Annotated in this window: 11 protein-coding genes; 9 read left to right on the forward strand and 2 right to left on the reverse strand. The window is 63.5% G+C overall.

What is annotated here, in order from left to right:
• Positions 1-4: 4 nt before the first annotated feature.
• Positions 5-1504 carry a polysaccharide pyruvyl transferase family protein gene (locus F562_RS18875; RefSeq protein ID WP_018157080.1) on the forward strand — a complete coding sequence of 500 codons (1500 nt, stop codon included), beginning with the start codon at positions 5-7 and terminating at the stop codon, positions 1502-1504.
• Between the two features lie 16 nt (positions 1505-1520).
• Here F562_RS18875 and F562_RS0111345 read toward each other — a convergent pair whose 3' ends face one another.
• Both F562_RS0111345 and F562_RS0111350 read right to left on the reverse strand, forming a co-directional pair.
• Positions 1521-2342, reverse strand: a complete 822-nt coding sequence (locus F562_RS0111345) for a sugar phosphate isomerase/epimerase family protein (RefSeq protein ID WP_245553641.1) — start codon at positions 2340-2342, stop codon at positions 1521-1523.
• 5 nt (positions 2343-2347) lie between these two features.
• The gene (locus tag F562_RS0111350; protein WP_018157082.1) at positions 2348-3274 is read right to left on the reverse strand and encodes a Ppx/GppA family phosphatase; all 927 of its coding nucleotides are present in this window, start codon (positions 3272-3274) and stop codon (positions 2348-2350) included.
• An 81-nt stretch (positions 3275-3355) separates the two neighbouring features.
• On the opposite strand from F562_RS0111350, the gene F562_RS0111355 reads away from it, so the two are divergent.
• The 8 genes from F562_RS0111355 (at position 3356) to radA (ending at position 15055) form a co-directional block, all read left to right on the forward strand.
• Positions 3356-4159, forward strand: coding sequence for a DUF3109 family protein (locus tag F562_RS0111355; protein WP_425386856.1), 804 nt, complete (start codon positions 3356-3358; stop codon positions 4157-4159).
• A 637-nt stretch (positions 4160-4796) separates the two neighbouring features.
• A complete protein-coding gene (locus F562_RS0111365) occupies positions 4797-5078 on the forward strand; it encodes a hypothetical protein (RefSeq protein ID WP_018157085.1) in 282 nt (93 codons plus the stop codon).
• Between the two features lie 77 nt (positions 5079-5155).
• Entirely contained in the window at positions 5156-5818 is a 663-nt protein-coding gene (locus F562_RS18885; protein ID WP_245553695.1) for an ATP-binding cassette domain-containing protein, read from the forward strand.
• A gap of 1867 nt (positions 5819-7685) precedes the next feature.
• The gene (locus F562_RS0111375; protein ID WP_018157087.1) at positions 7686-8171 is read left to right on the forward strand and encodes a hypothetical protein; all 486 of its coding nucleotides are present in this window, start codon (positions 7686-7688) and stop codon (positions 8169-8171) included.
• 92 nt (positions 8172-8263) lie between these two features.
• Positions 8264-10741 carry a helix-turn-helix domain-containing protein gene (locus tag F562_RS0111380; protein ID WP_018157088.1) on the forward strand — a complete coding sequence of 826 codons (2478 nt, stop codon included), beginning with the start codon at positions 8264-8266 and terminating at the stop codon, positions 10739-10741.
• A gap of 96 nt (positions 10742-10837) precedes the next feature.
• Positions 10838-12184: a M23 family metallopeptidase gene (locus tag F562_RS21295; RefSeq protein WP_018157089.1), complete on the forward strand. Its 1347-nt coding sequence runs from the start codon at positions 10838-10840 to the stop codon at positions 12182-12184.
• 70 nt (positions 12185-12254) lie between these two features.
• On the forward strand, positions 12255-13580 hold the full coding sequence (locus F562_RS20220; RefSeq protein WP_156822627.1) for a phage tail tip lysozyme: 1326 nt from the start codon (positions 12255-12257) through the stop codon (positions 13578-13580).
• 83 nt (positions 13581-13663) lie between these two features.
• Positions 13664-15055 carry a DNA repair protein RadA gene (radA, locus tag F562_RS0111395; RefSeq protein ID WP_026181210.1) on the forward strand — a complete coding sequence of 464 codons (1392 nt, stop codon included), beginning with the start codon at positions 13664-13666 and terminating at the stop codon, positions 15053-15055.
• Positions 15056-15079 lie beyond the last annotated feature (24 nt).

Raw genomic sequence — 15079 nt, forward strand, 5'->3', positions numbered from 1 at the left:
GTCAATGCGCATACTCATCCGCGGTGGCCGCCCACCTCACGACACGACCTCAAACGAGGCTGCGGTCGGCTGGCGTGGCACCGGGAGTTTCGCCACAAACATCGGCAACATGCTGTTCGCCGACTCGGTCTATCGCACCCTGAACGTGCCGGGCGCGGACCTTGAATGCGACGCCCACGCCCCGGAGTGGCGCCAGTTCACCGCCGCCGAGTCGGCCGATATCAACGAGAACTACGACGCCTACGTGTTGCCGATGGCAAACGCTTTTCGGGCTACCTTCGCCGAGAAGAACCTTCCCCGCATGACCGCGCTGATCGAAAACTTGACCATTCCGGTCGTGGTCGTCGGGGTCGGGGCGCAGATGGATCTGGACGGACGCAACGCCCAGGTGAGTGAGGCTGGCCGGGCCAACACCACCGCCTTTGTTCGAGCGGTACTCGAGAGATCGGCCTCCATCGGCGTCCGCGGTGAGATGACCCGTGATCTCCTGGTGTCCTTCGGCCTTCCCGGCGACCGGATCGACGTCATCGGATGCCCGTCGATCTATATCAACTCGCGCGACTTTGCGGTCACGCGCAAGGTTGATGCGCTCGGCCCGGACGCCCGTCTCACGATGAGTCTCGAAGGTGCCGACAACGGCAAGGGCGACGCGGACACGATGACTGGCCTGGGTGACATCTGGAGGGCCAACGAGCGTTCCTACGCCGACCTGACCGCCGTCTACCAAACGCTTGCCGGCGTGGAGCTCATCTTGTGGGGTGAGCCCGCCCAAGGATGCCCGCCGGGAACGCCGCAGACCGTCCACGACGCGGCCTACCGCGAGGACCGCCTTCGCACCTTCACCCACCCCAGGACGTGGCGGGAATATCTGCAGGATCGCGACTTTGTGTTCGGCGTCCGCATCCACGGCAACATCGCCGCGGTGACGGCAGGCACACCGGCCGTCATGCTGTCCAGCGACTCTCGGACGAAGGAACTGGCCGACTATCACGGCATCCCCCAGATTTCACTGCGCACGCTGGTGGCATCCGGTCGTTACCTGGCCCAAGACCTCTACGAGAGCGCCGATGTCGACGCGATGAACCGGGCCATGCCGCAGGCGTGGGATCGCTACCACGCCTTCTTGGAACGCAACGGTCTTCAGCACATACATCAGCCCGGCTTCGCCAACCCGGACTACGACCGGCAATTGGCGCATCTCCATCTTCCACCACCGATCCGGCCCATCAGCGCGGCCGACCCGGAGGGGTTAGCCACCCGAATTCGCTGGATCCGCCAGGGCCGCTGGGGCGACCACCACCGCCCGCATGGCGGCTACCGCCCGTCCTTTGAACTCGATGCGACGGACGTCAAGTCGCCGGCGGGGCTGGTGCGGGGATTGCGCGCCGAGACCACAGCCGCACAGAGGAAGTCCGAGGAGCAGGTGGCCAAACTGGCTGCGGAGGTGGCCCAATTGCGCGCGGAGGTGGAACAGCTGCGGTCTCGTGGGCTGGGGCGGAGCTGAGCCCATCGGCGCGGGGCTAACTGGGCGCGGCGAAGTGGAGGCGCGCGAAGGCGAGCGCTTCGGTCAGATCGAGTTCGCGGCGCTCGTCGTCAAGCCGACGAGTCCCGACCTCAACGACTACCGCTCCCGAAAAACCCTGTGCGGCAAGGGTTTCTAGCACTTCGGCGCACGGCTGACTGCCACGCCCAGGCACTAAGTGCTCGTCCTTGTAGGACCCCAGACCGTCCGCTAGATGAAGGTGCGCGAGCCGGTCGCCGAGCGAATTCACCATCTGCATCGCGTCCGATCCTGCGGTCGCGGTGTGGGACAGGTCGATAGTCACGTGCTGGTAGTCGAGGTCGACGGGGTCCCAATGCGGCAGGTATGCCTGCATCTCGCGCTGGCGCGCCCGCCACGGAAACATGTTCTCGACCGCGAGGCTGACGGGCGTACGGGCCTCACGGTCGGCGATGCCCTCCACGAACTCAGCGGCATAGTCACGCTGCCACCGAAACGGTGGATGGAGCACCACGGTGTTTGCGCCAACCTGCTCGGCTAGTTCGACGGAGCGATCGACCTTCTCCCACGGGTCGGTGCCCCATACGCGCTGGGTCAGAAGCAAGGTCGGCGCGTGAATCGAGCAGATCGAGACGCCGTGTTGATCGGCAAGCTCGGTCAAGGCGTCAGCTTGCTGGCTGAGTGGGTCGGTCCACACCATCACTTCGACGGCGTCATAGCCCAGCCGCCCAGCAATCTCGAACGCCTGCTCCACGCCAAGCGGGTAGACCGAAGCCGTGGAGAGCCCGATCGGGGCGTCGGGCACCAATGGCATCTGGGGCGTGCGACTGGGAGAGGTCATTGCCTTCAGGATTCCAGCCAGTCCAGATGGCGCAGAATGACCCCCTCGCGAAGCGCCCATGGGCAGATGTCGAGTTCTTCGACGTCCAGCAGATGCATTGCGGCCTCAGCCACCAGGGCTCCCGCAATCAACTGCGGAGCCCGCGCCACCGACACCCCGCTCAACTCGGCACGTTCCTGGACGGTCATCTCTGCGATCCGTGGAATGAGCTCGGTGAGCTCGGCCCGAACCAACCGGCGCGGGGTGAACGGACCTTCGGCACTGGGTGCCGCGCCCAGGATCCGAGAAAGTGACCGGAAGGTCTTGCTCGATCCGACCACCCGGTCAGGCGGCCCAAACCGGTTGATATCACGCACGATTCGTGCGATGTCGCTCCGCACCTCGCGGCGTATCGTACGGACATCTTCGGCCGTGGGGGGATCGCCCGGGAGTCTGCGCGACACGCGACCCGCACCGAGCGGGAGGCTGATCGCGGCGTCGGGTTCTTCATCGATTCCGGTCGAGAGTTCAAGGCTGCCACCGCCGATGTCCAAGCACAGCAGCCGACCCGCTGACCACCCAAACCAACGACGAGCGGCCAAGAAGGTCAGCCGCGCTTCGTCCGCTCCGGACAACACCTGCAGTTCGACTCCGGTTTCCTTGCGGACCCGGGCCAGGACATCCTCACCGTTGGGGGCCTCCCGGATCGCGCTCGTCGCAAACGCCATGACGTCTTCGATGCCCTCGTCCTCGGCGACATCGACGCATTGAGCGACAAAAGTCGCCAACTTGTCAGAGGCCTCATCGTCGATCGATCCGTCCGCGGTGGTGTGCTCGGACAGCCGCAGCGCGATCTTATGAGAGGACGCGGGAATCGGCCGTGCCCCACGGTGGGCGTCCACCGCCAGGAGATGAATGGTGTTGGAACCGACGTCGATGACCCCTAGTCGCATGCGAGCACACTAACGACACGTTCAGGCCGCATCACCACTGCGGCATAGGTCATCCCGCGATCTGCTACTACGCTCCGGGTGGTGACCGAGATGCGTAGCGACGGTCCGCGGACCTGGGCAGAGTTTCCCAACCCGGACAACGAGAATGAGCGGTTCCGGTGCGACCTGACATGGTTGACATCCAACTGGACCTGCATCTTTGGCAATGGCTGCAAAGGCATCTATGCCGACGCCCCTGACTTCGGGTGTTGCACGCTCGGCGCCCATTTCAGCGACAAGGCCGACGTGAAGAAGATCAAGAAGATCGTCGCCCAGCTCGGCCCTGACGAGTGGCAGTACTACGACGAGGGGCATGGCGCGCAGGGGTGGCGGGAGAAGGAGGACGGCGAGACCAAGACCCGGGTGGTCGATGGCGCCTGCATTTTCCACAACCGGCCCGGCTTTCCTGCTGGCGACGGCTGCGCTCTGCACCAGCACGCCTTATTGCTCGGTGAAGAGCCGCACACCATGAAGCCCGAGGTGTGCTGGCAGTTGCCCATCCGGCGAACCTTCCGCACGGTGGAGATGCCCGACAACACTTCCTATTTGGAGGTGTCCATCGGCGAGTACGACCGTCGCGGTTGGGGACCCGGCGGCCACGATCTCGATTGGTACTGCTCGAGCAACCCAGAGGCGCACGTCGGGTCGGAGCCGGTCTATATCTCCAACAAGGGCGAGTTGGTGCACCTGATGGGCGAGGAGGCGTACGCCGTCTTGGTAGAGCACTGTGTGGCACACCTCGCCGCGGCGAAGGCGGCCCGACGACCTGGTGGCCGAAAGATGCTGCCCCTGCTGGTGCATCCCGCGACGTTGGCAGCGCAGGATGCGAACCGCCGCTCAAGATGACGAGACGGTTTCCACTTGCCGATGTTTGCCGAGACCGGATGGGCGTACCTCTTCGGGCCGGGTGCGAACCGGGGGTGCGTGAACTGGAGCGGGCCATGGCGCCTGGAGGGGTTGCGTACCTGATCGATAACGACGCCACCCGCTCGACTTTCGGCGCATGATTCCGCTCCGCTTGGCCTTCCTACGACCCCTTGGCCGTCCAACGATTCTGGGACGCGCAGGGCTTCACGACCGAGCCGCTCGTGATGCGCTGGCACATGCAGTCCCGCGCTGACTTCGAGCGGGTCATCCATCTCGAGTTCCAGCCGTGCATCGCGCGAGCGATCTCGAAGGAGCACATCGGCACCTCAGTCGACTACGCCGTCGCGCTGAGGTGGCGGCGCTACTGTCGTCGCGCGTTCTGCGAGCCGGTCCAGAGAGCACCCACTCACATCCCTCGGTGCGTTTCTGCCCCGCACGCACGGCTCGGAGGTACCGTCGATGATGGTTGCCCTAGCGCGGCTTCAGATGGGAGCCCCGCGGCCAGAGAATAGGTGGAGGTTGGCATGAAAAATATCGTGCTTCGTGGAATTTTGGTGGGGGGGCGTGCCTCATAATGGCCGGCCCCTCATACGCTGAGGGGAGTTGGACGGGAAGCGTGACAGATGCCCAGCCGGGCTTCGGTTCCCGGACTTGGATAGACAAAAACTCAGATAGCGCCTCCAACTATGTTCAGATCTACTCGTGCGACCGAAGCGCAACCGTAGCAACCTATCGCAACCGACAGTTTCCGGTTCCGGACGAAGTTGTGGGCGTGGAGAAGAAAACCTGCGATGCCAAGGCGACCTACAACAAGGGAACCAAGGGCGACATTCACTTCACCGTGAAGTCTACCGGGGATAGTGGCGGGCTTGACGGCAAAGTCAAGGTCGGTTACTAGATTTGATAGAGGAAAAATTGCGCATATCCCTTGAGGACCTCGCGGTCCAACGTGGACGTCGCGATGTCCTCAAGGGATTGACTTGGAACCCGCCCGAACGCGGTCGGACCTTACTTCTAGGACGCAATGGCGCGGGAAAAACGACAACCTTACGAACGATGTCGGGGAGTCTCCGCCCACGCGCCGGCAGGATTTTACTCAACGGCAAGAGGGCGAAGCCTATCGATCTCCGTCGCACGGTCGCGTTGATGCCTCAGGGAATTGTTGAAGTCCCCGGATTGACTGTCGTCCAACAGGTTGCGTTCGCGGGGTGGCTTGCAGGCCGTTCAGCCCAAGGAGCACAGTCCGCCGCGTTAAAATCCCTAGAATTGACGGATCTTTTCCACCTTAGAGATCGCGACCCAAAGAAATTATCAGGCGGGGAGCTACGAAGGCTCGGACTTGCCGAGGCTCTCGCCCGCCCCGCCCAGATGTTACTTCTCGACGAGCCGACCGCAGGACTTGATCCGCTACAACGTGCGAAGTTCCGTGAGACACTCATGTCAATCAACCACCCCACGGTTGTATCAACTCACCAACTTGATGACGTCTACGACGTCTACGACGCCGTAGCAGTACTCGACAGATGTCGCATCGTCTTTGCCGGCACGATGGACGAATTCCTTTCGAATGGCCACGGGACGGGTGTTGCTCAACTAGCGGAGAGCGCGTTTGGGATTCTTACGGAGTCTGCGCAGTGAGTTACTGGGGCGGGATGCGGTGGTCAAGCGCGTGGCTATTCATTCCCCTCATAATCGTCAGCACCTACTCTGCAGCAATCTCCGAGTTGGATTACTTTGGAAACTACCCCCTAGTAGCATCCTCGCAACCCTGGGTGAGCATGATCACTGTCGCACCACTGCTGGCGGGGTGGGGAGCGTGGGATGCGGGTCGGCTGCGCGCTTGGCTAGATCTGCACTCTAGCGGAAGAGGGTATCGCGCACGGGCGATTCAACGGGCGCTAGCACCTGCGATGTTCGCGGGCGCGGCCTTGGTCACAGCTACCGTCTCGTTCGTCGCTGGCTCACCTGGTTCGCTCCTTGAGTGGTCCGTGTATGCAACCGCTACGATCACGATGCTGGCCTTCGCAGCGGCGGGAATTGCAATCGGACTTACTGCCCCGAGGATCGCCGCTTGCCCTGTCGCGGTCGCGGTCGCCTATGCGGCGATGGCTCTTCCCGTTATCGACCCCGCCCAATGGCCGGGGCAAGTCACTCTTACCGGAATTGTCGCCCCATGCTGTTCCTCGAACGAACAGATCAATCCCCAGACTCTTGTGGCGGCTTGCCTCGTGGCCCTCTTGATAACAGCCGGCGCGACACTATCCATAACACTATTGAGCGGTCGAACTGCTCGGTCAATTACGCTCGCCACCAGTTTCGCCCTCAGCGCGGTTTTGGCAGCCGTGCTGGGTGTGACGCTTGGAGAACGGGCGCAGGTCGAAGCTCGATCCACCTCGCTTTCATGTCAAATTCAAAGCGGCCTAAAAATATGTGTTTGGCCTGAAAACGCTTCACACCTTTCACAAGTGCACTACAAGATCAACACGGCGATAAACGCGACGAAGTCATTGGGCGTAGACCTCCCTAGGCATTGGAGTCAACGCCCAGAACGGGGTGCAGCGTATTTTGTCTGGTCCGATGAATCCTCGGGCGAAGAACATTCCTATGCGCTAGGTATTGATATAGCACACCGCCTTGGATGCCGCCACCCAGATGATGAACTCATCACGGCCTCCTACATCGCCCGTCAAATGGGAGTGTCGCCTTCGGCGCTTATCGCACGCAATCCAGATATGTCGGCGACTATTGTGCAGTTTGACGACCTATCCTCGACCGGTCGAAGGGCAACATTTTCACGACAGATCGCGGGGTGCTCACCATGAAAAACTATTTGAGATCTCGTCGCTGGATATGGCTGTTTTCAGCGGCATTCCTTACCGCTTTGCTACCCACTACAGTTGATACCCAGATTGCTCTCCCTGGCATATTCGGTCCAGGCCAGGGCAGCGTTGTCACTCTCGCCATCGCCTGCCCTCTCCTGCTGGCAATAGTCGCCGCATGGTCGCTTACGGCGCGTCGAACTCATCTATCAGAAAGCGCTTTGCGGAACACCGAGTCCTTTGACGCGCTTCTTGTGCTGGCCGCGGTGGCCCTAGTAGTTCTCCTGACAGTCGCCCAACCCGATTCGCGCTGGGAGGTTCCCCGCAACACAATTCTTTTGGTGGGGATGTCAACAACAGTCGCAGCCCGACTCTCACCTCCCGCCGCGACCTCGTTCTTGACTCTATTTGTCGTATTTGTCCTAACGTACGGAACTGCAGCCCCCGGATCTCGATTCATACGAGTTCTGCAGGCCGGACCGCAGGCCACTTGGCCCCTCGCAATATGTGCGGTGATTACGGTGGCCGCCGGCAGCGCTCTGCTGGTTCGGGAGTCTTCACGGCTGAGGGCGTAGCGAAGGCAGCCCGGACATCACTCGTACATCACCGATGTTCGTGGTGACAGACCCAGCCAAAACCGCAGGCTCGTGGGCGTACTCAGTTCGCCACAAACACAGGAGCTCGACATGCGTACACCCACTCGTAGCACTGCTCGCACCGCCGTCGTCGCCAGCCTCATCGGGGCCGCCACCTTCGCGGGCGGAAGCGCGGTTGCGGGAAACTTCACCGAGCCATCTGCCCAGGACAACCCGCTCGTCCAACGCGGGTGTGTCATCCGCTTCGACACCTCGGGGCCAGATGGCAAGACCCAGCCGCGCATCCATGCCAACAGCAAGCACTACTGCGTCGGAGTCACGAGCGAGCCGACGGTGGACGATCGCGGCCGCCTGGTGGTGCGCACGGACGGCTCGGACCAGGCGATCGTCACTATCGCGGTGAACCCGGACGAAACGCTGACCGAGAAGGGCATCTCGTGCGGCGGAAGCGGTGGAAGCGGGGTCACCCGGATCACCTGCACCGACCGCGAGGGAAAGGTCGTGCCCGCCGATTCGCCGCAGATGCACGACAAGTACGCCAACCTCTGGCTGGGCTGGACCACCTGGCAGAAGTAGCCGCGTCCGCAAGAACCAGAGCTTCATGGAACGAACCACCTGCTCCGTGAGTCCACGTTGTAGCAACGTCGACAGCACGGAAGTGGGATCACATGAGCGGCACGTTTGGCCCGCTCTTGCGCCAGGCTCGGCGCAAGAGCGGGCTCACCCAGGAAGACCTCGCGGCAGCATCCGGCCTGAGCGTGGAGGGCATTAGCCTGCTCGAGCGCGGCGTCCGGACCCGACCGCGCGGCAGCACTGTCGCGCTCATCGTGGAAGCTCTTGACCTGCCAGCGGAGGACGCCTCAGCCCTTCGCATTGCCGCGGTCGAAGGCGACACCTCGACTGAGCCCGAGGTCCCGATAGACCTCAAACCGTCTCAGACACCGTCGGCGACCAGCCGGCCTGCGCGCGAACTACCCCCACTACCCGCGCATTTGGTGGGACGCGACGCGGACTTGAAACGCCTCGAGGCTCTCGCGCAAGGCTCGGGTCCGGTGATCGCGTTAGTCGGGCTCGGTGGCGTCGGAAAGTCAGCGCTCGCGATCTCGCTCGCGCACCAGATCAGCCACCACTTTCCGGACGGCGTGATCTACCTCGACCTGCGCGGCACCGACCGGTCCGAACGGCTCGGGCCACTCCCCGCGCTCCGCTCGATGATGGCCTCCATCGGTGCGGATCCATACTCGCTGCCGCTTGACATCGAACGGGCGAGCGCCAGTTGGCGCTCCGCCACCGCTGGACAGCGCTTCCTTCTGGTTTTGGATGATGCCGCTGACCTTCACCAGGTTCAGCCGCTCCTCCCCTCGCCCGGCGGAACCGTCCTGCTCACCAGTCGGCGCGGCCTTGCCGCCGGGCATCTGGACATGCAGCAACACGAGGTCACCCCGCTAAGCCAGGAGGACGCCCGCTCGCTGCTCTTGGAGTTGGCGTCTGCTCGATCGGCCTCCGAAGCCCGCCCAGGCGAAGACGAGGAGTCCGATCTGCACGCCTTGGCGGATCGATGCCATGGGCTGCCGCTCGCGCTGCGCATGATCGGCGCCCGGCTCACGTCCCGTTCGCACTGGCCTGCCAGGTACCTCCTCGAACGCATCGACTCTGCCGGGGGAAATCTCCTGGACTTCACGATTGGCGACCTGTCCTTACGCCAAACACTCGTGACGTCAGTGGAGGAACTTGATGCCAGCTCTGACCCCACGGATATCCTTGCTTACCAGGTCTTTCTGGCGCTTGGCCTCATCCCTGGCGGTCCGGTTTCGCTGACGGTCATCGGGTGTCTCGTCGGGCTGGACGACCTGGCAGTCGACCCTGTCGTCGAACGCCTGGTCGAGGTCAGGCTCCTCGAACCAGGCTCCCAGCCCGGGACGTACGTCATGCATAACGTCCTGAGATCTGTTGCCCAGGACCTCGCCGGAGGGTGTGCCGCTGAGTTTGTTGAGGAAGTCCGCAGCCGCCTAATTGCGCTCTTTAGCGGGTTGGCGTGGCGAACCCGCGAACTCGCCAGACCAACACCGGTCGCGTTCGCCGTGACCGAATTGACGGCACCGGCACCACCGAATTGGTCCCGCGAGCGCTGCATGGGTGAACTGGCAGCACATGCCGAGATCTGGCACGCCATCACGCGCTCGGCCGAGGGCGCTAAGCCCACAATTCGTCAAGCCGTCGCTCGGATGACGATGGGGTTGATCACGTTCTTCATCGCCGAGGCAGACACCGCCGGATGGCCCGATCAGCTCACCGCGGCACTGGTAGCTCTCGCCGATGACACTCAGCCCGAGGCGGCATGGTTGCACGTAGACCTCGCGCTCGCGCTCTCCGGCAATGGCGATCAGAGTCGTGCCACCGAGTCCGCCGCGCACGCCCGCGGTCTTGCTCAGCGCAATGGCGATATCCAGTGCATGTGCTGGGCGCGGATCGCTGAATCCTTGGCGCTGTCACGAGACGGAAACATCGAGCAAGCGCGCGCGAGCCTTCGCGAGGTACGCGACTTGGCCATCACGATCGGGGATCTCCGGGTCGAGGCTGCCGCCTGGCGCGATCTCACTGTCCTTGAGCACGGAGCCGGGCAGATGGCGGCCGCGGTCGAAGCAGGCGAGAAGGCGTTGCGGCTTTATCTCCAGGTTGGCGCAGAACGAGGCGTGGTTATGGCACAGATCAACCTCGGTGTCGTACTGCGCGATGCCGAGCACCACGAGCTCGCACAACCGTTGCTGCAACAGGCCCTCACAGGCGCACGCGAGATCGGGGATCGTGCACTCACCACCGAAGCTCTGGACGAGCTCGGACACTGGCATAACCTCCGGGGCGATTGTGAGGGTGCCGTGGGCCTGCTGCACGAGGGGCTGGACCTCGTGGATGAGGAAGGTGGCAGGCAATGGGAGGCACGCATTCGAGTTCGTCTTGCCTGCGCCCTCCAAGAGCTTGGGCGGGAAGACGAGGCCAGCGCCCATTGGGCTGCAGCCGCCGACGTCCACCTTGCACGTGGCGAACTGGAGGAGGCAGCACGCGCTGCCAATCAGGTGGCGGCTGGTGGCGCCCGGCTACGCCTAATTCCAGGAGATGTCGAACCCGGACAACGCTCGTCCGGGTGACGTACGCGCCTAGTCCGTGGGCGAAATTGCCTGGAACGACAAGTCTTTCGAGCAGCGCCGAAGGTTCGCTTCGGCACCTCTCGAAAGGATCTCGACATGCGTACCCTGCGCAACGCGACGGCCCTCGCAGCCGTCACATCCACCACACTGGTCGGCCTCGGCATGAGTCCGGTGTCGGAGGCGACAGCGGCCCCGACACCCGCCGCTGCGTCGTCGTCTGCCATGGACGGCACCAAGTGCACTGAAGCATCCCGGTTCTTCCAACTCCGCGCTGAGGGAACCGAACTCTGGGTCGCCAGCGTCAGTCGCGCCAATACGGCCAAGCCCACGGTGTATTCCTGGACGAAGGCGTACGACATCCCTGGCGGCAAGGGAACCGCCGTCGCGGCCCACTCCACCTCACCGAGTTCAAAGGGCATCCAGTTGCTGCTCTCTGATGAGCACGGCTCCCTTCGCTCGCTGAACTACGAGAAGGCCAAGAGCAAGGTGACCTCACACCGCACCCTCGCCGCCGGGACGGCCGACAAACCCGGCTCCTACCGCTACACCTCCCTCACCTCCGACGGCAGCCGGCTCTGGGGTGTGCAGGGTGGCAAGCTCCACGTGATGACCGGGGTCTCCACCACGAAGGCGCCGACCGGGCGTGCCACTGTCTCCGGTCTCACCGGGTTCTGGCCGCGGGCGCTCGCCGGTATGTCGTCCGGATCTCACGAGATCGCCTGGACCGACTCAAAGGGCGCGTTGACCTACGCCGACGTCACCAGCACGGGCGGATGGAAAATCAAGAGCAAGAAGGTCGTCACCAAGGGGCCCTACACCTCTGAGGCGATTGCCAGCCCCGGTGGGAACATCCTGATGCGCTCAGATGGTGAGTCGTTGTTGCGCTATCGGGCTTCCGCTGAGGGTGTCAAGGACCGCGACCCCATCAGCTCGACCTGGAAGGTCAACAACAACTACCCCATGACCACCGTGGCCGACGTGTGCTCGGCGACTTCTCCGAGCGGAAACACAGGAGCCGGTGGCTACAGCCTTCCGCTGGAACGTAATGCACAGCCTCGGTCTGAGTATGACGATCCGCACCACGATTACCCCGCCATCGACATGGCAATCCCGACAGGCACCAAAATTCTCGCTGTGCGTGGTGGGACTGTGACGCATGTATCTGGAGGTTGCGGACTGGGAATCCTGGTTAAGGGAGACGACGGCGCCGAGTACACCTACTGCCATCTTGATAGCCGAGGCGTCGCCAATGGCGCCAAGGTCAAGGCTGGCCAGCAACTCGGCCTCTCCGGGAACACCGGCCACTCAACGGGGCCGCACTTGCACCTCCAACTCAGGAGCGGGGGCGAACTTCGCTGCCCACAGAAACTCCTTCTCGCCGTCTACGACGGCAAGACACCGCCTTCGCCTTCTGCCCTCCCCAGCTCGGGCTGCACCAACTGAGCCAGGCCATTCCGACCGCGGCCGCGGCGCGTCCAACCGACATCACACATCCGAAAGAACGGAAATCGCCATGACTACCTACACACGTCCCATCACCCGTATGACGCTTGGCCTGAGTGCTGTTGCCCTCGCTGCGGGGCTCGGCACCGGAACCCTCGGCAGCGCCAGCACGGCACACGCCGAGGCGCCCTCATCGTCAAACGTCGAATGTTCTTCTCCGAGTAGAGTTTTCCAGCTCCGAAACGGAGGTACCGAGATCTGGTATGCGAGCTACACCGGACTGGAATCGGCCAAGCCGAAGGCCTATGCCTGGGTCAAGGCAGGAACACTCCCCAAGGAACGCCCAGGCAAAGCCATCGCCGCCCACGCAGACGGCAAGAACTCGGTCCAGTTGATCGTCACCGACGACGACGGTGGCATGCGGAGCTTTTCCTTCGGCAAGGAACGGCGCACCATCAACTCCGGAACCACCCTCGCCACCGGCAGCGCCAGCAAACCCGGAAAGTACAACTTCGACCACCTCGCCTCCGACGGCAACAAGTTGTACGGCGTCAACGGCAAGGCGCTCTACGTCATGACGTCGGTCTCGACGACGAAGGCGCCCGAAGGATTCGCGCGAGTGGAGGGTTTCAACAATCGACCCGTCGCGATGTTCGGAAACAGCGGCCCAGGCTCCTTCAAGCTCGCCTGGACTGACGGCGGAGGGGACTTGCACTACTCCAGCGTGCGCAACACCGGGACCGGGTGGAAAGAGCAATCCCGCACTGCCGTCAAGGATTTCAGCACTTCTACCTCGATCGCCTCGCCCGGCGGCAATGTGACGCTCCGTAAGAGCGGCAACACCACAGCGCGCACCATGGTTGACCCTGTCGACGGTCGCGGAGAAACGTCCACAATGTCGAAGAGCTCAGCTCCGGCAAGCGGTGGAATGAGTGCGGTGCCCACCACCTGCACGGTGGAACTGCCTGCGACGAAACCAAACACGACGAACGAGGGGCGCGCCTTTGACTACTTCGTCGCCAAGGGGTATTCAAAGGTCCAGTCTGCAGGAATCGTCGGCAATCTCATGCAGGAATCCGGGGTGGACCCGACACGCAGCCAGGAGCCGACTGGCCCAGGACGCGGTATTGCCCAGTGGAGCGTGGGCGACAGGTGGGACGCGCTGAAGACTTATGCGTCGAGCAAGGGAAAGTCCGCCACCTCATTGGAGCTCCAGCTCGACTTCATCGTCCACGAGCTGAACACCTACCCGGCGTTCGGCAAGTCCGACCTCAAGAAGGCGACAACCATCGAACGCGCGACGATCGTGTTCCAAAACAAGTACGAGATCTGTGGCGACTGCCACCAAGTGACTCGGGTGAAGTACGCCGAGCAGGCCTACGACAAGTTCGCCTGACCCCCTCCCACCCCTGTGCCGGTGGCCCACGCCTGGAGCGTGTGCCACCGGCACTGTCGGTGCCACCGTCTACCGTTCTCGCCATGGCATCCAAGTCTCGTTCCCGCGCCACGTACAAATGCGCTGACTGCGGCTGGACCACCGTGAAGTGGGTGGGCCGCTGCGGTGAGTGCCAAGCCTGGGGCACCGTCACCGAAGCAGGCGTCACGGCCGCGCGTACGGCCCCATCCCGCGTCGTCGAGCGACCGGCCCAGGCAATCGGCGACATCGACGTCACGAGTTCAGCGGCCAAATCCACGGGTGTCGGCGAGTTCGACCGCGTGCTCGGCGGTGGGCTAGTCCCGGGCGCCGTCGTTCTAGTCGCCGGAGAGCCCGGCATCGGCAAGTCCACCCTGCTACTCGACGTCGCGGCGCGCGCCGCTCGTGAGTCCCGCGACGTGCTCTATGTGAGCGGCGAGGAGTCAGCAGCCCAGGTCCGCATGCGTGCCGAACGCATCGAGGCCATGGCCCGCACCCTCTTCCTGGCCAGTGAGACCGACCTGGCCACCGTTCTCGGACAGATCGAGCAGGTCCAGCCCGACCTCGTCATCATCGACTCAGTGCAGACCATCGCGAGCGCCGACATCGAGGGCGCCGCAGGCAATGTCGCCCAGGTCCGCGAAGTCGCCGCCAGCGTCATTCAGCACGCCAAGGCCCGCAACATCGCCGTCATGCTCGTCGGTCACGTCACCAAGGACGGCGCCATTGCCGGACCGCGAGTGCTCGAGCATTTGGTCGATGTCGTCGTCCAGTTCGAGGGTGAGCGCCATTCTCGGTTGCGCCTCGTACGCGCTCACAAGAACCGCTTCGGACCCACCGACGAAGTCGGCTGCTTCGACCTGTCCGAGGTCGGCATCGTGGGCCTTCCAGATCCCAGCGGACTGTTCCTATCCCGCCGCGATGAGCCGGTCAGCGGCACCTGTGTGACCGTGAGCCTCGAAGGGCGCAGACCATTGGTGGCCGAGGTACAGGCACTTCTGGCACCGTCGGGCGGCGGCTCCCCGCGACGTACCACCAGCGGAATCGATTCCTCCAGAACAGCGATGATCCTGGCCGTTGTCGACCAGCGGGTGGGCGCGAAGGTGCGCGACCACGACTGCTACGTCTCCACCGTGGGTGGTGTGCGCTTTACCGAGCCCGCCGCCGACCTCGCCATCGCCTTGGCGCTCGTGAGCGCAGGCAGTGGACACCCGCTCCCCGCCGGTTGCGTCGCAATGGGCGAGGTCGGGTTGGCCGGTGAGGTTCGAGCCGTCGCCGGAATCCCGCGTCGACTGGCCGAAGCAGCCCGAATCGGGTTCACTCGCGCCATCATTCCAACCGGGTCACTGGGCAATGAGCCCATCCCCGCAGGCATGACCGTGCGCGAGGTCGATGACCTGGTAGCGGCCGTGCGGCTGGTCGACGGGGCTGCCCAACGCGAGCAATCTGCGAGTTAATGTCCGCTAGCGTGCGTGCCAACC

Source organism: Demetria terragena DSM 11295 (genome assembly GCF_000376825.1).
Taxonomy (GTDB): Bacteria; Actinomycetota; Actinomycetes; order Actinomycetales; family Dermatophilaceae; genus Demetria; species Demetria terragena.

Excerpts from the sequence above, each read along its gene's own strand:
- F562_RS0111350 (WP_018157082.1), bottom strand. The coding sequence starts at position 3,274 with ATGCGACTAGGGGTCATCGACGTCGGTTCCAACACCATTCATCTCCTG.
- F562_RS20220 (WP_156822627.1), top strand. The coding sequence starts at position 12,255 with ATGACTACCTACACACGTCCCATCACCCGTATGACGCTTGGCCTGAGT.
- radA (WP_026181210.1), top strand. The coding sequence starts at position 13,664 with ATGGCATCCAAGTCTCGTTCCCGCGCCACGTACAAATGCGCTGACTGC.
- F562_RS21295 (WP_018157089.1), top strand. The coding sequence starts at position 10,838 with ATGCGTACCCTGCGCAACGCGACGGCCCTCGCAGCCGTCACATCCACC.
- F562_RS0111375 (WP_018157087.1), top strand. The coding sequence starts at position 7,686 with ATGCGTACACCCACTCGTAGCACTGCTCGCACCGCCGTCGTCGCCAGC.
- F562_RS18875 (WP_018157080.1), top strand. The coding sequence starts at position 5 with ATGCGCATACTCATCCGCGGTGGCCGCCCACCTCACGACACGACCTCA.
- F562_RS0111345 (WP_245553641.1), bottom strand. The coding sequence starts at position 2,342 with ATGACCTCTCCCAGTCGCACGCCCCAGATGCCATTGGTGCCCGACGCC.
- F562_RS0111380 (WP_018157088.1), top strand. The coding sequence starts at position 8,264 with ATGAGCGGCACGTTTGGCCCGCTCTTGCGCCAGGCTCGGCGCAAGAGC.